The organism is Nonomuraea antri (genome assembly GCF_013283785.1).
Classification (GTDB): Bacteria; Actinomycetota; Actinomycetes; order Streptosporangiales; family Streptosporangiaceae; genus Nonomuraea; species Nonomuraea antri.
The window spans coordinates 1-17582 of record NZ_JABCPZ010000225.1 but is presented as its reverse complement, the minus strand read 5'-3'; the positions used below and the strand labels follow the sequence as shown (position 1 = coordinate 17582).

General features: G+C 70.6%; 20 protein-coding genes. 9 read left to right on the top strand and 11 right to left on the bottom strand.

Translation table 11 applies throughout. The features are described from left to right. The 3 genes from HII36_RS44490 to HII36_RS44480 all read left to right on the top strand — a co-directional run. On the top strand, positions 1-955 hold a 955-nt coding region (locus HII36_RS44490), incomplete at its 5' end, for a substrate-binding domain-containing protein (RefSeq protein ID WP_173529397.1). An 11-nt stretch (positions 956-966) separates the two neighbouring features. Continuing rightward, positions 967-2121 (top strand): Gfo/Idh/MocA family protein, encoded by a 1155-nt coding sequence (locus HII36_RS44485; protein ID WP_173529396.1) that lies wholly within the window; start codon positions 967-969, stop codon positions 2119-2121. Further along, positions 2118-3122, top strand: a complete 1005-nt coding sequence (locus tag HII36_RS44480; RefSeq protein ID WP_173529395.1) for a sugar phosphate isomerase/epimerase family protein — start codon at positions 2118-2120, stop codon at positions 3120-3122. Before HII36_RS44485 ends, HII36_RS44480 begins: the two co-directional genes overlap by 4 nt. Before the next feature lie 31 nt (positions 3123-3153). Here the strand turns inward: HII36_RS44480 and HII36_RS44475 are convergent, their stop codons facing one another. Continuing rightward, a complete protein-coding gene (locus HII36_RS44475) occupies positions 3154-3996 on the bottom strand; it encodes a helix-turn-helix domain-containing protein (RefSeq protein ID WP_173529394.1) in 843 nt (280 codons plus the stop codon). Positions 3997-4144: 148 nt separating this feature from the next. Between HII36_RS44475 and HII36_RS44470 the strand changes: the two genes are divergently transcribed. Both HII36_RS44470 and HII36_RS44465 read left to right on the top strand, forming a co-directional pair. Then, a complete protein-coding gene (locus HII36_RS44470) occupies positions 4145-4756 on the top strand; it encodes a nucleotidyltransferase domain-containing protein (RefSeq protein ID WP_407940871.1) in 612 nt (203 codons plus the stop codon). A gap of 79 nt (positions 4757-4835) precedes the next feature. Further along, positions 4836-6380: an amidohydrolase family protein gene (locus HII36_RS44465; RefSeq protein WP_173529393.1), complete on the top strand. Its 1545-nt coding sequence runs from the start codon at positions 4836-4838 to the stop codon at positions 6378-6380. A 61-nt stretch (positions 6381-6441) separates the two neighbouring features. Here HII36_RS44465 and HII36_RS44460 read toward each other — a convergent pair whose 3' ends face one another. Further along, complete coding sequence (locus HII36_RS44460; protein ID WP_173529392.1) at positions 6442-6861, bottom strand: hypothetical protein; 420 nt, start codon at positions 6859-6861, stop codon at positions 6442-6444. Positions 6862-6980: 119 nt separating this feature from the next. On the opposite strand from HII36_RS44460, the gene HII36_RS44455 reads away from it, so the two are divergent. Further along, positions 6981-7526, top strand: coding sequence for a DinB family protein (locus tag HII36_RS44455; protein WP_173529391.1), 546 nt, complete (start codon positions 6981-6983; stop codon positions 7524-7526). Here the strand turns inward: HII36_RS44455 and HII36_RS44450 are convergent. Genes HII36_RS44450 through HII36_RS44440 form a run of 3 tightly spaced genes read right to left on the bottom strand, consistent with a single transcriptional unit; the run spans position 7516 to position 9278 of the window. Continuing rightward, complete coding sequence (locus HII36_RS44450; RefSeq protein ID WP_173529390.1) at positions 7516-8604, bottom strand: Zn-dependent alcohol dehydrogenase; 1089 nt, start codon at positions 8602-8604, stop codon at positions 7516-7518. The genes HII36_RS44455 and HII36_RS44450 overlap by 11 nt on opposite strands. Positions 8605-8637: 33 nt before the next feature. After that, positions 8638-8829, bottom strand: a complete 192-nt coding sequence (locus HII36_RS44445; RefSeq protein ID WP_043624416.1) for a ferredoxin — start codon at positions 8827-8829, stop codon at positions 8638-8640. Next, positions 8826-9278 (bottom strand): pyridoxamine 5'-phosphate oxidase family protein, encoded by a 453-nt coding sequence (locus tag HII36_RS44440; protein WP_173529389.1) that lies wholly within the window; start codon positions 9276-9278, stop codon positions 8826-8828. Before HII36_RS44440 ends, HII36_RS44445 begins: the two co-directional genes overlap by 4 nt. An 85-nt stretch (positions 9279-9363) precedes the next feature. On the opposite strand from HII36_RS44440, the gene HII36_RS44435 reads away from it, so the two are divergent. Next, positions 9364-9993, top strand: a complete 630-nt coding sequence (locus HII36_RS44435) for a class I SAM-dependent methyltransferase (protein WP_173529398.1) — start codon at positions 9364-9366, stop codon at positions 9991-9993. A gap of 3 nt (positions 9994-9996) precedes the next feature. Here HII36_RS44435 and HII36_RS56115 read toward each other — a convergent pair whose 3' ends face one another. The 5 genes from HII36_RS56115 to HII36_RS44410 form a co-directional block, all read right to left on the bottom strand. Beyond that, the gene (locus HII36_RS56115; RefSeq protein WP_217370725.1) at positions 9997-10197 is read right to left on the bottom strand and encodes a hypothetical protein; all 201 of its coding nucleotides are present in this window, start codon (positions 10195-10197) and stop codon (positions 9997-9999) included. 258 nt (positions 10198-10455) lie between these two features. After that, a complete protein-coding gene (locus HII36_RS44425; protein ID WP_173529388.1) occupies positions 10456-11424 on the bottom strand; it encodes a DUF1702 family protein in 969 nt (322 codons plus the stop codon). A 142-nt stretch (positions 11425-11566) separates the two neighbouring features. Next, positions 11567-12652 (bottom strand): glycoside hydrolase family 15 protein, encoded by a 1086-nt coding sequence (locus HII36_RS44420; RefSeq protein ID WP_236004585.1) that lies wholly within the window; start codon positions 12650-12652, stop codon positions 11567-11569. Continuing rightward, on the bottom strand, positions 12649-13359 hold the full coding sequence (locus tag HII36_RS44415; RefSeq protein ID WP_173529387.1) for a class I SAM-dependent methyltransferase: 711 nt from the start codon (positions 13357-13359) through the stop codon (positions 12649-12651). Before HII36_RS44415 ends, HII36_RS44420 begins: the two co-directional genes overlap by 4 nt. A gap of 49 nt (positions 13360-13408) precedes the next feature. After that, positions 13409-14653 (bottom strand): glycosyltransferase family 4 protein, encoded by a 1245-nt coding sequence (locus HII36_RS44410; protein WP_407940870.1) that lies wholly within the window; start codon positions 14651-14653, stop codon positions 13409-13411. Positions 14654-14931: 278 nt separating this feature from the next. On the opposite strand from HII36_RS44410, the gene HII36_RS44405 reads away from it, so the two are divergent. Beyond that, on the top strand, positions 14932-15960 hold the full coding sequence (locus HII36_RS44405) for a GDP-mannose 4,6-dehydratase (RefSeq protein ID WP_173529385.1): 1029 nt from the start codon (positions 14932-14934) through the stop codon (positions 15958-15960). A 12-nt stretch (positions 15961-15972) separates the two neighbouring features. Here HII36_RS44405 and HII36_RS44400 read toward each other — a convergent pair whose 3' ends face one another. Then, positions 15973-16566 (bottom strand): MBL fold metallo-hydrolase, encoded by a 594-nt coding sequence (locus HII36_RS44400; RefSeq protein ID WP_173529384.1) that lies wholly within the window; start codon positions 16564-16566, stop codon positions 15973-15975. Positions 16567-16633: 67 nt separating this feature from the next. On the opposite strand from HII36_RS44400, the gene HII36_RS44395 reads away from it, so the two are divergent. Further along, positions 16634-17582 (top strand): GlxA family transcriptional regulator (locus tag HII36_RS44395; protein WP_217370724.1); only part of this gene is annotated, 949 nt, incomplete at its 3' end.

The window sequence follows — 17582 nt, the reverse complement described above, 5'->3', positions numbered from 1 at the left end:
CACCACCGCGGCCCCCGCGCCCGCGCCGGCGGCCAGTGGCAACGACCAGCCGGGTACGAAGGTGACGATCGGCTTCTCGGCGCCGGCGGCCGACCATGGCTGGATCGCGGCCATCGCGAAGAACGCGCAGAGCGCCGCGCAGCAGTACACCGACGTCGACTTCAAGCCGGTCGAGCCGACCAACGACATCAACCAGCAGATCTCCGCCGTCGAGTCGCTGATCTCGCAGAAGGTGGCCGCGCTGGTCATCCTGCCGAACGATGGGCAGCAGCTCAACCAGGTCGCGTTGCAGGCCACGGCAGCCGGCATCCCGGTGATCAACCTGGACCGGATCTTCCCCGACAAGCTGGCCTACCGGACCTGGATCGGCGGCGACAACTACGGCATGGGGGTCGCGGCCGGGCATTACATCGGCAAGAAGCTGAAGGACAAGGGCGTCTCGAACCCGGTCATCGTGGAGATCCAGGGCATCGCCACGCTCCCGCTGACCCAGGATCGCAGCAAGGGTTTCGCGGACGCGCTGAAGACGTACGGCTTCACGGTCACCGCCAAGCAGGACGCCAAGTTCACCGTCGAGACCGGCAACCAGGTGGCCGCGTCGTTGCTGCAGGCGCACAAGAAGATCGACGCGCTCTGGAACCACGACGACGACCAGGGCGTGGGTGTGCTGGCCGCGATCAAGGAGGCCGGGCGCAACGAGTTCTTCATGGTCGGCGGGGCGGGGTCGCTGAACGCGATGAAGGAGATCCAGTCGGGTAGTTCGGTGCTGGAGGCGACGGTCACCTACAGCCCGACCATGGCGTCGTCGGCGGTCAAGCTGGCACGACTGATCGCTCAGGGTAAGGGCATGAGCGACCTGGTGGAGAACCAAGTTCCCCAGTCCATCACGCTCGCATCGGAGACCATTACCAAGGAGAACGTCGAGAAGTACCTGCCACTCGGCTTCGAATCCTGATCGGGGGTTGCATGTCAGACAGAACCACCGTGGGCGTGGGCATGGTCGGCTACGCGTTCATGGGCCGTGTCCACTCCCAGGCCTGGCGGAGCGTGGGGGCCTTCTTCGACCTGCCGCTGTCGCCGCGCATGGCGGTGCTCGGCGGCCGGTCGAAGGAGCGCACCGCGGCCGCGGCCGCGCAGCTCGGCTGGGCCGACGTCGAGACGGACTGGAGAGAGCTGGTGGCGCGTGACGACGTGCAGATCGTCGACATCTGCACGCCGGGCGACTCGCACGCCGAGATCGCCATCGCCGCGCTGGCCGCGGGCAAGCACGTGATCTGCGAGAAACCGCTGGCCAACACGGTGGAGGAGGCGGTGGCCATGGTGGCCGCGGCCAGGGATTCGTCCGCCAGGAGCATGGTGGCCTTCAACTACCGCAGGGTGCCCGCGGTGGCGCTGGCGCAGCGGTTCGTGGCGGAGGGCAGGCTCGGCGAGATCAGGCACGTGCGGGCGGCGTATCTGCAGGACTGGATCGTCGATCCGGAGTTTCCGCTGGTGTGGCGGTTGCGGCGGGAGAAGGCGGGCGCGGGCGCGCTGGGCGACATCGGCTCGCACATCGTGGACGCGGCCGAGTTCATCACCGGGCAGCACGTGGTGGGGGTCTCGGCGCTGACCGAGACGTTCATCAAGGAGCGCCCGCTGGCCGAGGAGTCGGCGGGGCTGGCGGCCAGCGGGTCGTCAGCGATGGGGACGGTGACGGTGGACGACGCCGCGCTGTTCATCGGCCGGATGTCGGGCGGGGCGATGGCGTCCTTCGAGGCCACGCGGTTCGCCACGGGCCGCAAGAACGCGATGCGCATCGAGATCAACGGCTCGCTGGGCAGTCTCGCGTTCGACTTCGAGTCGATGAACGAGTTGTGGTTCAGCGCGGGCGGCGGCGGGTTCGAGCGCATCCTCGTCACCGAGCCGGACCATCCGTACGTCGGCGCGTGGTGGCCGCCTGGGCACGGTCTCGGCTACGAGCACACCTTCACGCACGAGATCAAGGATTTCCTGGAGGCGATCGCCACCGGCGCCGACCCGTCACCGTCGTTCGCCGACGGGCTGCGGGTGCAGCGCGTGCTGGCGGCGGTCGAGCAGAGCGCGGCTGACGGCAGCCGTTACACGATCGTGGAGGATCGATGAGACCTGTCACGCTCTTCACCGGGCAATGGGCCGACCTGCCGTTCGAGGAGGTGTGCCGGCTGGCGGCCGAGTGGGGGTACGACGGCCTGGAGATCGCCTGCTCGGGTGACCATTTCGACGTGGCGCAGGCGGTGTCCGACCCGTCGTACGTGGAGCAGAAGCGCGCGCAGCTCGACAAGCACGGGCTGAAGGTGTGGACGATCTCCAACCACCTGGTCGGCCAGGCCGTCTGTGACCACCCGATCGACGAGCGGCACAAGGCGATCCTGCCGGCGCGGATCTGGGGCTCCGGCGATCCGGAGTCGGTGCGTCAGGCCGCGGCCGAGGACATGAAGAACACCGCCAGGGCCGCGGCGCTGCTCGGCGTGGACACGGTGGTGGGGTTCACCGGGTCGTCGATCTGGCACACGGTGGCGATGTTCCCGCCGGTGCCCGCCGCCATGGTGGCGGCCGGCTACCAGGACTTCGCCGACCGCTGGAACCCGATTCTCGACGTGTTCGACGAGGTCGGGGTGCGGTTCGCGCACGAGATCCACCCGAGCGAGATCGCCTACGATTACTACACCACGGTCAGGACACTGGAGGCGATCGGTCACCGGCCGGCGTTCGGGCTGAACTGGGACCCCTCGCACATGGTGTGGCAGGACCTCGACCCGGTGGCGTTCATCCTGGACTTCAAGGACCGCATCTACCACGTGGACTGCAAGGACACCCGGATGCGGGTCGGCGACGGCCGGCGCGGGCGGATGTCCTCGCACCTGCCGTGGGCGGACATGCGGCGCGGCTGGGACTTCGTCTCGACCGGGCGCGGCGACGTGCCGTGGGAGGACTGCTTCCGCGCGCTGAACTCGATCGGGTACCAGGGGCCGATCTCGATCGAGTGGGAGGACGCGGGCATGGACCGGCTGGACGGCGCGCGTGAGGCGCTGGCGTACATCAGGAGGCTGAACGCCATCACGCCGCCGGCCACGTCCTTCGACGCGGCGTTCGCCACGACCTGAGCGGCGGGGGATCGACGGGGCGCCGCCTGTTTCATCCGGGCGGCGCCCCCTTTTTCCGCTGTGCCGACCTCTCCTCGATTCTCCTGAGGGAAAGGTCGGGCGGGAGCGCTTCCGCCTGGCATCGCGCGTGACGCTGTTCGAGCATTTCCACCTCGACCGCGACGTGCACGACTTTTCCTTTCGCCGGGCTGTCGACGAAGGCGATGTCGGGCCGGCCGGGTGTGCGGGCGATGATGAAGCCGCCCATCATTCCTGCGGTGACGCGGGCGGAGAAAGGCAGCACGCGGAGGGTGACGGCCGGGTGGCGCGCCATTTTGGCCAGGTGCGCGAGCTGGTCGCGGGTGGTGGTTTCATCGCCGATCGGGCGGAAGAGCATCGACTCGTCGATGACGGCTCGCAGGGCGGGCGGTTCGTCCCTGTCGAAGATCTCCTGGCGGGCCATCCGGGTGGCGACGGCCTCTTCCACCTGGTCGGCGCTGACCCCGGGCCGGCCGCGCAGGACGGCGCGGGCGTAGCCCTCGGTCTGGAGCAGCCCGGGGACGAGGGTGGGCTCCCAGGCCAGCAGCTCGCTCGCGGCGGCTTCCAGCCCGAGCCACGGGTGCAGGGTCCTGACCAGCGATTCCCGTTTGCAGACGGGCAGGAGTTCGATCAGCGTGCCGGGTTCGAGGCACAGCACGTCTTCGCAGCGTGCCGCGAGGCCTCTGCTGGGCCGGCGGACGGCGCGTTCGACGGAGCCGATGAGATTGCCGGAGAAACCGATCTTGTCGCCGAGTTCGTGCTGGGTGAGACCGGCTTTCAACCGGATTCTGCGTAGTTCGTAGCCGAAACGGGCCTCGGTGCCGGCACCAGGATCCAGCTCTTTGGCAGGGCGCATGAGGGGATTCGCTCCAGGACTGGGTTCGCGTGCGCGTGAATCCATCTGGTAATTCACAAAATAGCCGGTGGATGCGCTGATCGCGAGTGGTTCGCGGGAGTGGGCGTTTGATGCGGGCGATTGATTATGTGGCGATAATTCACGATAAATTGGGAAAACGTCGCGTATTGAAACCCCGTGGGGGCCCTGGGAAGCGCTGCCGCTCGGTTCGGTCGTCGGCCTGCTGCGGGAGCTGATCGTCCCGTGGTGGGTGAGCGGGGGGTACGCCATCGAGCTGGCCGTCGGCCGCGCCTACCGCGAGCACGGCGACGTGGACGTCTCCCTGCTGCGCCGTGACCAGCTCGCGGTCCGCGACCTGCTGTCCGGCTGGGACTGTCACGTCGCCGACCCTGCGGGCGTCCTGCGGCCGTGGCGGCTCGGGGAGGTGCTGCCCGCGCGGGCGCACGACATCTGGGTCCGCGAGCACGCCACCGGCCCCTGGCGCTTCCAGCTGATGCTCGACGAGGCCGAGGGCGAGGACTGGATCTACCGCCGCTGCCCGGCCGTGCGCCGTGCGCTCGGCTCGATGACGGTCGCCGAGCCCGGGTTCCGCAGGATCGTCCCCGAGGTGCAGCTGCTCTACAAGGCCAAGGGCCGGCGCGAGAAGGACGAGCTCGACTTCACCCACACCCTGCCGCTCCTGAGCGAGGCCCAGCGGCGCTGGCTGGACGAGGCGCTGGAGCTCGAACACGGCGCGCATCCCTGGCGGGACCGGCTGTGAAGTCCTGACTCGGGGTCTTTCCCATCCTCACCCGGCACTTCACACTGGGGGCCGACGGGCCCGCTCGGGGAGGAGACCCATGTCCAGCCGCCGTGAGTTCCTGCGCACGATCTCGCTGACCGGAGCCGCGGCCGCGGCGGGCGCCGGCGCGTTCGCCGCCCCGGCGCGTGCCGCGTCGAGCGAGCCCGACGGGCAGGCCGCGAGCACTGGGGACGGCCAGGTCACGGTGGTACGCCGGGGCACGCTCATCGACGGCACGGGCGCGGCGCCCGTCCACGACGCCACCGTCGTGATCGCCGGGGACCGCATCCTGTGGGCCGGGGACGCCCGCGGCGCGGCCGCATACCGGGGCGCGCGGGTGGTGGACCTGCGCGGCAAGTACGTGCTGCCCGGCCTGTGGGACATGCACGTGCACGGCAGCCTGGCCGGGACGCTCACCCCGCCGCTGCTCATCGCCAACGGCGTCACCGGGGTGCGCGAGATGTGGGGCAACCCGGCCCTGCACGCCCTGCGCGCCAGGATCGACAGCGGCGAACTGCTCGGCCCCCGGATGGTCATCGCCAGCAACATCATCGACGGGCCGATCTCGCTGCTCGACCCGCAGCCGGTCGCCAAGGTCGCCACCGAGGCCGAGGCCAGGCAGGCCGTGCGGGCGGCCAAGGCCGAGGGCGCCGACTTCCTGAAGGTCTACTCCTTCCTCGGCCGCGACGCCTTCGCCGCGATCGCCGACGAGGCCAGACGGCAGGGGCTGCCGGTGGGCGGGCATCTGCCGTACCTGGTGACTCCGCAGGAGGCGGTGGCCGCCGGGCAGCGTTCCTTCGAGCACCTGCTCGGGCTCACGCTGGCCACGTCCACGCGCGAGGGGGAGTTCCGGCGTCAGATGGCGAGCACGCCGATCGATCCCGCCGAGCCCCGGCGGTGGTACGGCATGGTGCGCGAGTTCGAGCGCCTGGCGGCGGAGAGCTACGACCATGCCAAGGCGCGGGCGCTGTTCGAGCTGTTCGTCAGGAACGACGTCCGGCAGTCGCCGACGCTGAAGGTGCTGCGCGTCCTGTCCCAGCCGGCCGACACCTACGCGCACGACCCGCGCCTGAAGTACGTGCCCAGGCTCTACCGGGAGTTCTGGGCGGAGGCGATCAAGGCGTCCGCGCCTTCGACGCCGGAACAGATCCGCCGGCAGCGCCGGTTGTTCCAGTCCCTGTCGTGGCTGGTGGGGGAGATGTACCGGGCCGGGGTGCCGCTGATCGGCGGCACCGACTGCCTCAACCCGTACGTGATCCCTGGCTTCAGCGTGCACGACGAGCTCGCGCTGCTCGTCGCGGCCGGGCTGCCGCCGATGGCCGCGCTGCGGACCATGACCCGCGACGCCGCCCGCCACCTGGGCCGGGAGGCCACCATGGGCACCGTCACCGCGGGCAAGGTCGCGGACCTGCTGGTGGTGGACGCCGACCCGCTGGCCGACATCGGCAACACCCGCAGGATCCACGCGATCGTCACCCGCGGCCGGCTCATCACGCGCCGGCGGCGTGAGCAGATCCTGGCCGAGGTCGAGGCCGCGGCGGCCGATCCGCAGGCCGGCACGATGCCGCTGGTGATGCCCGCCTGCGCCTGCCACCGTGCCTGACCGTCAGCCGGGGAACCGGCCGGGCCTGACCCTCAGCCAAGGAACCGGCCGTGCCTGACCGTCAGCCGGGGAACTGGTAGTCCTCGCTGATGCGGCCGTCGTCGTCCAGGATGACCATCTCGAGTCCGCCGCCCACCGCGTCGCCGCCGCCGGCGGGCACCATCTCCCAGGCGAACTTGACCACCCGGTTCAACCGCACCGCGCTGCCTTCCGCGGCGCGGAAGACGTACTCGCCGGGCGCCACGAACTCCTCGTGGGCGCGCGCGGTCCGCGCCTCGATCGCGTCGTGGCCGCGCGCCTCCAGCGTGGTGGCGGTGAAACCGAGCCTGGCGGCCTCCTCGCGGATCTCCTGCGGCGGGTGCAGGACGTGGACGCCGTCCCCGGCCCACAACTCCTCCACCGCGGCACGGCGCACCTTGGCGTCCGGCTCGTTCCACACGGCCGCGTAACGGGTGGCCAGGTCCTGCGCATCGACGTACATGAATCCTCCTCAGGGTCGAGAACGACTCTCGCGTGCGGAGGACGGCCGGGCAATTCCCGGCGGGGAATGACCGGGCCTGTCGCTGGACGCGGCGCCGGCCCATCGACCAGCATGAGTCGATGCACCTGGACTGGAACGCCGAGCTGCACGACCAGCTCGACTGGCACTGGACCAACCAGCTCCGCCCGCGCCTCGACGGACTGACCGACGAGGAGTACTACTGGGAGCCGGTGCCCGGCTGCTGGACGATCCACCGCGAGAGCGACGACGGCACGCTGACCATCGACTGGTCCTACCCGCCGCCAGACCCGGAACCGGTCACCACCATCGCCTGGCGGCTCGGCCACCTGATCGTGGGCGTGTTCGGGCTGCGTAACGCCTCGCACTTCGACGGCCCGCGCACCGACTACGAGACCCACCCGTACGCGGCCACCGCCGAGCAGGCCCTCTACCAGCTCGACCAGGCCTACGCCCGCTGGTCGGCCGGGGTGCGCTCGCTCGGCGACGAGGGCCTGGCCAGGCCGTGCGGCCCGGCGGAGGGCCCGTACGCGGAGCGGCCGATGGCCTCCCTGGTGCTGCACATCAACCGGGAGGCCATCCATCACGGCGCGGAGCTGGCGTTGCTGCGCGACCTGTGGGCCCAGCGCGAACCCGTCAGTCCATGATGACGATCTGACGCAGCACCTCGCCGCCGCGCAGCGCCGCCACGGCGTCGTTGAGGTCGGACAGGCGGATCCGGGAGCTGATCATGGATTCCAGATCGAGCTGGCCGGACTTGTACAGGTCGGCGAAGTACGGGAAGTCGTGCCGGACGTCGGCCTCGCCGTACAGGCTGGACAGCAGGTTCTTGCCCTCGAACAGCAGGCTGAAGGCGGAGATCGACACCATGTCGTCCATCGCGCCCGCGCCGACCACGACGACGTCGCCGCCCTGCCGCGTGACCTGCCAGGCGCTCTGGATCGTGGCGGACTTGCCGACCACCTCGAAGCCGTAGTCGAAGCCCTTGCCGGCGGTCAGCTCGTTCAGCGCGTCGGGGACCTGCTCGGGCGTGACCGCGTGCGTGGCCCCGACCTTCCTGGCCAGCTCGTGCTTGGACGTCAGCGGGTCGATGGCCAGGATCGTCCTGGCGCCGGAGACCCGCGCGCCCTGGATCACCGACAGGCCGACGCCGCCGCAGCCGATCACCGCGACCGTCGAGCCCGGGCGGACCCTGGCGGTGTTGATCGCGGCGCCCACGCCGGTGGTGATGCCGCAGCCGATCAGGGCCGCGGCCTCCCACGGCACGTCGTCGGCGATCTTGATGGCGCCCTGCCAGGGGACGATGATCTCCTCGGCCCAGGTGCCGCAGCCGGCCATGCCGAACACGGTCGCGTCGTCGCCGCCGAGCCGGAAGTTGCCCTTGCTGAAGGACTCGATCACGAACTTCATGCACATGTACGGCTGCCCGCCCAGGCACAGGTCGCACTCCTGGCACGCCGGCCGCCAGTTGATCACGACGTGGTCGCCCGGCTTGAGCGACGTGACGTGCTCGCCCACCTCGACCACCTCGCCCGCGCCCTCGTGGCCGGGGACCAGCGGCACCGGCTGCGGCAGCACGCCGGACATGGCCGACAGGTCCGAATGGCAGACGCCGGTGGCTCTGATGCGCACCCGCACGTCCGTCGGTCCGACCGGGGCCAGCGTGACGTCGTCGCGGATGTCGAGTTTGTCGTTGCCTACGGCGTGCAGGATCGCGGCGCGCATGTGGGGTTCCTCCTCCAGCTCATTCCTCGGGCGCTATTCCTCGAGGGACAGGGCGGCTTTGGGGCAGGACCGGACCGCGTGGCGGACCCGGTCCAGCATCTCGGGGGGTGGTTCCGGCAGCAGGATGTGGAGCTGGTCGTCGTCGTCGACCTCGAACACCTCGGGCGCCAGGCCCATGCAGACCGCGTTGGCCTCGCAGACCAGCTCGTCGACCTTGATCTTCATGTGAGCCTCCTGTGATCCCATGAGACCACTTTGGTGCGCTCGACGAGGTACGCGACCCGCTTCCGCCCGGTCTGCTCGACATAGGGCCGCAGCAGGTCGTCGGGCACGCCGGGGGTCATCCTGCGGGCGATGCCCATGCCGATCTCCATGACGTGGCCGCGGTCCGTCACCTGCTCGGCCTTGCCGTACAGCAGGACGCCGCGCAGTTCGTCGTAGTTCTCGCCGGCCTCGATCAGGCAGCTCACCCGGGGATCCCGCGCCAGGTTGAGCGCCTTCTGCGCCTTCTGGTACGTCCAGAAGGCGATGCGTCCCTCGTCGAGCCCGTAGAACATGGTGACCAGGTGCGGGGTTCCGTCCGGGTTGATCGTCGCCAGCTGGAGCTTGCGTGAATCCGCCAGGAAGGCGGTGACGTCGTCGTCGGACATCGCGATGCGAGCGCGCTGATTCACGTTGCTCAGTAGAACAGGTTGCAGAATGCCGGGCAAGAGGTCGGTGGAATGTTGTTCGGTTCCACTAGGGTGCATCCCTATGACGATGCCGCCCGAACTGCGCTACGCCGCCGAGCACGCCAAGGGTTTCATGCCGTCGACGGAGGGTCTGGCCCTGTTCGAGGCCGCCCGCCGGTACGGCGAGCGCGGCCCGATCTGCGAGATCGGCACCTACTGCGGCAAATCCGCCATCTATCTCGGGGCGGCCGCGCGGGTGACCGGGTCGGTGGTCGTCACCGTCGATCACCACCGCGGCTCGGAGGAGATCCAGCCCGGCTGGGCGCACCACGACCCGACACTGGTCGACCCGCGCTTCGGCAAGATGGACTCGCTGCCCACCTTCCGCACCACGATCGCCGCGGCCGGGCTCGAAGACCAGGTGATCGCCGTCGTCGGCAAGTCCGAGCAGGTCGCCAGGCTCTGGAACACGCCGCTCGGCCTGCTGTTCATCGACGGCGGCCACTCCGAGGAGCCGGTGACGCGCGACTACGAGGGCTGGGCGCCGCACGTCATGGTGGGCGGGGCGCTGGTCTTCCACGACATCTATCCCGATCCGGCCGACGGCGGGCAGGCGCCGTACCGGGTGTACCTGCGCGCGCTGGCGTCGGGCGCGTTCAACGAGGTCGCCGTGGAAGGCTCGGTACGCGTGCTGGAGCGGGTCGGCCCGGGGATCTGAGCCTCACGCCGGGGTGAGCTCGAACACCGGGTGATGCCTCGCCTCGGCGACGAAGTCCGCCTCCGGGGAGTCCACGGCGGCCTGGAAGTACGGCCGGGTGGCGGTGGCCACGCGGACGTAGCGCTTGAGCACGGGCCCGGCCTGCCGCGGGCCGACCTCCCTGACCGTGTAGGCCCGCTGGGTGAACCGGCGGCGCAACAGCACCCGGCCGGCCGCTCTTGCGGCCCTGGGTGGTCAGCAGGTATGAACCGGGCAGCAGGCCCGCCCAGACGAACGCGCCGATGATCGTGTCGCCCACCCGGCGGCCGCGGCTGGGCCGGTATCGCCGTGCCGGTCGGAAGGCGTCGTCAGGGCGCTCGGGCGTCGGATCGGCCATCTCCCGCACCTCTCATCGGTTGCCTCACGGAGTTCCGATGTCCGCAGCCTATGCAAGGAGGTGGGAAGACGGGCGCCGCCCGCGTGTCAGTGGCGGTGCCTGCGGGTCCAGGCGCGGCGCGTCTGCGCCTGCCAGCGCTGGAAGTCCTCGTGCGTGTGCGCCTCGTGCCCGACCGCGGCGAGCTCGCGCTCGGCCCAGCCGGCCGCCTCGTCCGGCTGGGCGCCGGCCAGGATCGGCGCGGCCTGCGCCACGTGGTCGGGCAGCGTCCCGGTACGCAGCCTGGCCGCCACCGCGAAGGCGCAGCCCTGGGCCAGGTGGGCGCGGAAGCCGTCGGCGCCGGCGTGCTCGGTCAGCCACCACAGCTCGTCGGCCTCGGCCCCGCCGGTGCCCGTCGCCGCGAACCCGACGCCGCTCCACAGGTCGCCGCGCCGCCCGGCGGGGAACGCGCCGATCCTGGCCGCCACGTCGTCGGGCGAGGCGCAGTCGTGGTACCACAGCAGCCGGCCGAGTCCCTGGTCGAACAGCGCGCAGTGCGCCCTGGACAGCAGGTCGGGCATGGTGCGCTCGCCCACCATCCGGTCGGCTCTCGACAGGCTCCACTGGAAGCCGAACCCGTCCACGGCCAGCCAGCGCAGCAGCGGATGCGTGCGCCGCGCCCCGCGCACCGGACGCAGCCGCAGCAGCGCGTAGCCGCGCCCGGCCCCGAGGTAGGCGGAGTAACGGTGCTGCTGGGCGTGGCCGATCAGCAGCTCGTGCAGGCGCCGCCCACGGTTCAGCGTGAGCAGGTCGAGCATGGTGCAGGCGGCGGCCGCACCCTCGTAGCCGTGGCCCCGCCGCTCGGCGGGCAGCTCGTCGACCTTGCCCGGCTCGCGCGACATGACCGCGTTGAAGCCGAAGACGTACGCCTTCTCGGCCTCCTCGAAGACCACCCGCGCCGCGCCCCGCCGGAGCCGGAACCGCCGCCTGCTCAGGTCGAACTCGCGCGGATCCCTGGCCAGCCAGCGCCGCAGCCCTCGGGCCGGGGACAGTGTCGGCTCGGTCCTGTCCTGATCCAAGAACGATGTTGTGCCCGTGTCGCCCACGCTTCCCCCGAAGACGCCTCGTACGTCACTCAGAAGCTAGTAAGCGCACTGCGCCGTTTACCGGAGCCGCACCGCATTTCCTGGCAAAGAACCCGTAAAGTCCCTTGCGGCCGGATTACTCGTACCCGACGGTGGTCTGCTTGTGCCCGACGGTCTCGCGCGGCGCGCACCCGCACGGGGTGGCCGGGTCGGCGGTGGCGGTGGAGACGGTGGTGGTGGAGACGATGTCGCGGAACAGCCCCGAGCCTGGCGTGAGCCCGAGCAGCGCGTCGGCGGCCAGCACGACCGCGGCGGCGGTGTAGCCGGAGCGCTCGTGCGGGAAGTGCTTGCGGTTGACGAACTGCCAGCCCGTCCAGTACGAGCCGTCCTCGTGCCGCAGGTGCTGCATGTCCGTGAACAGCCGGGCCGCGCGTTCGCGGTCGCCGATCGCGTCGAGCGCCAGCACCAGCTCGCACGTCTCCGCCCCGGTCACCCACGGCTGGTCCGACACGCACCTGATGCCCAGCCCGGGCACCACGAACGTGGCCCACTCGCGCTCGACCAGCTCGTACGCCCGCTCGCCGCGCACCGCGCCGCCGAGCACCGGGTAGTACCAGTCCATCGAGAAGCGGCTCTTGTCGGCGAACGCCTCGGGATGGGCCTGCAGCACGTGTGCCAGCCGGTCGGCGGCCAGCTCCCAGTGCGGCTGCGGGTCGCCCAGGTGGTCGGCCAGCAGGACCCCGCAGCGCAGCCCCTGATGAATGGACGAGCAGCCGGTCAGCAGCGCGTACGCGGCGGCCGTGCCGTGCGCGTCACGCTCCCAGACGATCTCGCCGCGCTCGGTCTGCAGCCCCACCACGTAGTCGAGCGCGGCCTTGACCATCGGCCACCTGGCCTCAGTGACCGCCTGGTCGCCGGTGACCAGGTGGTGGTGCCAGAGGCCCGCCGCCACGTACGCCGCGTGGTTGGACTCGCCGCCCGGCTCCGTCGGCACGCCGTCGACCAGCTTCATCGGCCACGAGCCGTCGGCGCGCTGGTGCCTGGCCAGCCAGTCGTAGCCGCGCCGCACCTCCTCCGACAGCCCGGCGACCGACATGGCCATCAGGCATTCGAGGTGGTTCCACGCGTCCACGTGTCCTTCGGGCCAGGGCACGCCGCCGTCGTCCTGCTGGATCGCGGCGATGCTCCCGGCCGTCCGCACGACCTCCGCGCGGGAGATCATGGCTTCCTGACGTAGAGGACCACGCTCTTGCCGATGATCGGGTTGAGCAGGGCTTCGGCGATCCTGGTCGCCGCCGGGCGCTTCATGATGTCCCAGACCAGCAGCTCGTGATACGCCTTGGCGAGCGGGTGGTCGTCGTTGTTCACGCCGACCGCGCACTTGATCCACCAGTACGGCGCGTGCAGCCCGTGCGCGTGGTGGTGCGGGCCGATGGTGAAGCCGATCGACTTCAGCTTGGCCGACAGCTCGGCAAGCGTGTAGATGCGCACGTGGCCGCCGGGCGCGGTGTGGTAGTCCTCGTCCAAGGCCCAGCAGATGCGCTCGGGCAGGAAGCTCGGCACGGTGATCGCGGCCGTGCCGCCGGGCTTGAGCACCCGGAAGATCTCCCGCATCGCGGCCATGTCGTCCGGGATGTGCTCCAGGACCTCGGCGGCGATGACCCGGTCGAAGCTCGCGTCGTCGAACGGCATGTCCAGGGCGGTGCCCTGCACGGTCTCGCCGGTGGCGCCCAGCGGGACCTCGCCTGCCTTGTCCATCGCCACGAACATGGCCGCTACGTTGTCCAGCTCGGACTGGTCCATGTCGAAGGCGATGACGTCCGCGCCCCTGCGCAGCACCTCGAAGGCGTGCCGGCCACCGCCGCAGCCCAGGTCGAGCACGCGTACGCCGGGCCCCACGGGCAGCCGGGCGAAGTCCACCGTCAGCACTTGTCGCTTCTCCTCGTGTTAGCTCAGGGACGGGTACGGCGATTGGCTCTCAGTGACGGCGGACGCGGCGGGCCGCCATGGCCTCGCGGTAGGCCTCGACGGTCTTCTTGGCCACGACGTGCCAGGTGTAGCGCTCCATGACCCGGTCGTATCCGGCCTGGCCCACCCGCTCGCGCTCCTCCGGCGAGTCGTGCAGCCGGCGCAGCACCGCGGCCAGTTCCTCGGGGTCGCCCGGGGCCACCTGGATCGCGGCGTCGCCGACCACCTCGGGCAGCGCGCCGGTGCGGCTGGCCACCAGCGGCGTGCCGCACGCCATGTGCTCGACGGCGGGCAGCGAGAACCCCTCGTACAGCGAGGGCACGACCGAGATCTCCGAGGTGGCGATCAGCTCGCCCAGCTCGTCGTCGGAGATGCCGTGCACGAACCTGACCCGGTCGGCCAGCGACAGTTCCTGCACGAGCTGCTCGGTGGGCCCGCCTGGGGTGGGCTTGCTGACGACGGTGAGGTTCACGTCTCGTTCCGTGGCCAGTTTCGCGACCGCGCGCAGCAGCGTGGCGACGCCCTTCATGGGCGAGTCGGCGCTGGCGACCGCGACGATCGAGCCCTTGCGCCTGGGCTTGTCCGGACGCGGGTGGAAGTAGCGGGTGTCGACGCCGAGCGGGATCAGGCGCATGTTGGCCTGCGGGACGTTGAAGTCGCGGTGGATGTCGGCCAGCGACGACTCGCTGACGGTCAGGATCGGGCTCAGCCGCGGCGCGACGCGCGACTGCATCTTCACGAAGCCGTACCAGCGGCGCATGCTCAGCTTCTTGGCGCCCTGGGCGGCCTCCAGCTCGATGCGGCGGTCGACGCTGATCGGGTGGTGGATGGTGCCGACCACCGGGAACAGCTTCTGGATGCCGAGCAGGCCGTAGCCGAGTGTCTGGTTGTCCTGGACGACGTCGAAGTCGCCGACGCGCTTCTTCAGCTCGCGGTAGGCGCGCAGGGTGAACGTCAGCGGCTCCGGGAAGCCGGCCGTCCACATGGTGCCGACCTCCAGCAGGTCGATCCAGTCGCGGTATTCGTGCAGCTTGGGCGTTCTGAACGGGTCCTCGTCGCGGTACAGGTCGAGGCTGGGGACCTCGCGCAGGATCACGCCCTCGTCGAGCTCCGGGTACGGCGGCCCGGAGAACACCTCGACGTGGTGACCGAGCGCGACCAGCTCACGGCTCAGATGACGGAGATACACGCCTTGCCCGCCACAGGTGGGCTTGCTGCGGTAGGACAGCAGCGCGATCCGCAGCGCGTCGCTCACGGACACCCCTTTCTCCGCCGGTAGGCACCCGGTTTTCCGCCGGTAGGCACCCGAGATGGGCGTGTACCGTGAAAGATGACCTTAGCCCGAGAAGGCTACCACTCGGTAGATCGCCTGGAATCGTTCACAACGACTTCCGCAGCCCGTGCGAACTGCGCAGTTGTCGTTACCGAGCGCGATTCTGTGGAACGTGTTCTAGGCTGCTTGATGCTCCTTTGAGGCGCTTGGCTGTACATTCCCGTCCCAACGGACGCGATACGCGATAAGTGGAGGACCTCTTGGCCAGGCGCGCTCTGATCACCGGCATCTCCGGCCAGGACGGCTCCTACTTGGCCGAGTACCTGCTCGGCCAGGGATACGAGGTGTGGGGTCTGGCCAGAGGGCAGGCCAATCCGCGGGTGTCGCGCATGCGCAAGCAGTTCGCCGACGTGCGGATCGTCCGGGGTGATCTGCTCGACCAGGGTTCGCTGATCTCCGCGGTGGAACGCGTTCAGCCGGACGAGGTGTACAACCTGGGCGCGATCTCGTTCGTGCCGATGTCGTGGGAGCAGTCCGAGCTGACCGGCGAGGTCACCGGAATGGGCGTGTTGCGCATGCTGGAGGCCATCAGGGTGTGCTCGGGCGTGTCGCGGAACGGGGGTACGGCCCGCGGCGAACAGATCCGGTTTTATCAGGCTTCGTCGTCTGAGATGTTCGGCCAGGTCAGCGAGACGCCGCAGAACGAGCGCACGTCCTTCCATCCGCGCTCGCCGTACGGCGTGGCCAAGGCGTACGGGCACTTCCTGACCCAGAACTACCGCGAGTCGTACGGCATGTTCGCCGTCTCCGGCATCCTGTTCAACCACGAGTCACCGCGGCGCGGGGCCGAGTTCGTGACCAGGAAGGTCTCGCTCGGCGTGGCGCGCATCAAGCTCGGCCTGGCCGACGAGCTGCGCCTGGGCAACCTGGAGGCCAGGCGCGACTGGGGTTTCGCCGGCGACTACGTGCAGGCCATGCACCTCATGCTGCAGGCCGACAAGCCCGAGGACTACGTGATCGGCACCGGGCGCATGAAGTCGGTCAGGGAACTGGCCGAGGCCGCGTTCGCGGCGGCCGGGCTGGACTGGGAGCGGTACGTGGTCACCGACCAGACCCTGCACCGGCCCGCCGAGGTCGACCTACTGTGCGCCGACCCGAAGAAGGCGCGGGCGCAGCTCGGCTGGGAGCCGAAGGTGTCGTTCGACGAGCTGGTGGCCATGATGGTGGAGGCCGATCTGCGGCTGCTGTCCAACGGCGACGACCCGGAGCACGACTCGTCCTGGCCGTGACCAGGTGCCGTTTCAGCGTGGCGTGGTCTGCGACGGGGTGAAGGGGGCGCCGTGGCCGGGGACGACGAGGTCGGCGACCGCGAGCACGCGCTCCCTGCTGGCCCGCAGTAGCGCGCGGTCGATGGTGACCGGGTCGTCGGCGGGGCCGTCCGCCCGCCACCACAGGTCTCCGGCGAACGCCACCACGCCCTGCTCCGTGCCGGCCAGCAGCGTGATGTCCTCGGCGCTGTGGCCGGGGGTGGCGATCAGCTTGACGGACGGGGTGAACTCGTAGCCTTCCGCGTCCCTGTCGGTCCAGTCGTGCCCGAGGTAGACGGCCTTGTGGTCGTGCACGCGGGCCCGGCCGAACAGGCCGACGTTGAGGATGTTGTCGGGGTGGTGGTGGCTGAGCACCACGTCCGTCACGTCGGCGGGGCCGAGCCCGAGCCCGGCCAGCGCATCGGTGATCACGGACTGGCTCGCGACCATGCCCGGGTCGATGACGATGTGCAGGTCGCCGTCCGTCACGTATGAGACGGTCGCGGCCACGCCCGGGCCCGTCGAGGACGTGTAGCCGGTGGCGAGAACGTGGAACGCGGCCTGGCGGCCGGTGGGTGCGTCGGTCATGCGATGCAGTCTGGCCAGGGTGCGATCTCGGCGAAAAGTGGCAGGATTGCCCACTATCGTGGGTTTCGTGCCAGCCTTCCGATCGGTGGTCGCCTACGCGCCCCAGGGCGTCACCGGGCTCGCGCTCGGCATCGTGAACGAGATCTTCCGCCGTCCCGGGTTCGACTTCGTGATCTGCGGCGAGCGTCCCGGCTCGCTGGAGACCGACCTCGGGCTGCCGCTGCGGGTCGAACACGGCCTCGACCGGCTCGCGCGGGCCGACCTGGCGCTGGCGCTGCCCGGGGCCGGCTTCCGCGCCGATCCCGCGCCCGCCGCGCTCGCCGCCTTCCGCGCGGCGCACGAGCGGGGCGCGATCGTCGCGGCGCACTGCGTGGGCACGTTCCTGCCGGCCGCCGCCGGGCTGCTCGACGGGCTGGAGGCCACCACGCACTGGCGCTTCGCCGCCGACCTGGCCGCTCGCCATCCGGCGGTCCGGGTACGGGCCGACGCGCTCTACGTCGACCAGGGACGGATCGTCACCGGCGCGGGCGCGGCGGCCGGGATCGACCTGTGCCTGTACCTGATCCGGCGCGAACACGGCGCGGCGGCGGCCGGCGAGATCGCCAGGGACCTGGTGACCGCGCCCTACAGGTCGGGCGGGCAACTGCAGTACCTGGCGGCCCCGGTGCCCGGCGACGGCGACGACGAACGGCTCACCGACGTGATCGCCTGGGCCAGGGGCAGGCTGGACCGGCGCATCACCGTCGACGAGCTGGCCGCCCGCGCGCTGATGAGCCGCAGGTCCTTCGCCCGCAGGTTCAAGTCGGCGACCGGGGCGACTCCGTACGCCTGGCTGCTGGCCCAGCGGATGAACCTGGCCGAGGAACTTCTGGAGAGCACCGAGCTGTCCGTGGAGGAGATCGCCCATCGGGTGGGCTACGGCAGTGCGGCGGTGTTCCGCGAGCAGTTCGCGCTGCGCCGCGGGGTGCCGCCGCGCGACTACCGCAAGGCGTGGCAGGCGGGGCTGGATTCGGGGC

Bases quoted from the DNA above. Each gene is read 5' to 3' on its own strand.
- HII36_RS44465 (WP_173529393.1), top strand. From the start codon at position 4,836: ATGTCCAGCCGCCGTGAGTTCCTGCGCACGATCTCGCTGACCGGAGCC.
- HII36_RS44400 (WP_173529384.1), bottom strand. From the start codon at position 16,566: ATGACCGACGCACCCACCGGCCGCCAGGCCGCGTTCCACGTTCTCGCC.
- HII36_RS44475 (WP_173529394.1), bottom strand. From the start codon at position 3,996: ATGCGCCCTGCCAAAGAGCTGGATCCTGGTGCCGGCACCGAGGCCCGT.
- HII36_RS44460 (WP_173529392.1), bottom strand. From the start codon at position 6,861: ATGTACGTCGATGCGCAGGACCTGGCCACCCGTTACGCGGCCGTGTGG.
- HII36_RS44420 (WP_236004585.1), bottom strand. From the start codon at position 12,652: ATGATCTCCCGCGCGGAGGTCGTGCGGACGGCCGGGAGCATCGCCGCG.
- HII36_RS44445 (WP_043624416.1), bottom strand. From the start codon at position 8,829: ATGAAGATCAAGGTCGACGAGCTGGTCTGCGAGGCCAACGCGGTCTGC.
- HII36_RS44485 (WP_173529396.1), top strand. From the start codon at position 967: ATGTCAGACAGAACCACCGTGGGCGTGGGCATGGTCGGCTACGCGTTC.
- HII36_RS44450 (WP_173529390.1), bottom strand. From the start codon at position 8,604: ATGCGCGCCGCGATCCTGCACGCCGTAGGCAACGACAAACTCGACATC.
- HII36_RS44480 (WP_173529395.1), top strand. From the start codon at position 2,118: ATGAGACCTGTCACGCTCTTCACCGGGCAATGGGCCGACCTGCCGTTC.
- HII36_RS44435 (WP_173529398.1), top strand. From the start codon at position 9,364: ATGCCGCCCGAACTGCGCTACGCCGCCGAGCACGCCAAGGGTTTCATG.
- HII36_RS44455 (WP_173529391.1), top strand. From the start codon at position 6,981: ATGCACCTGGACTGGAACGCCGAGCTGCACGACCAGCTCGACTGGCAC.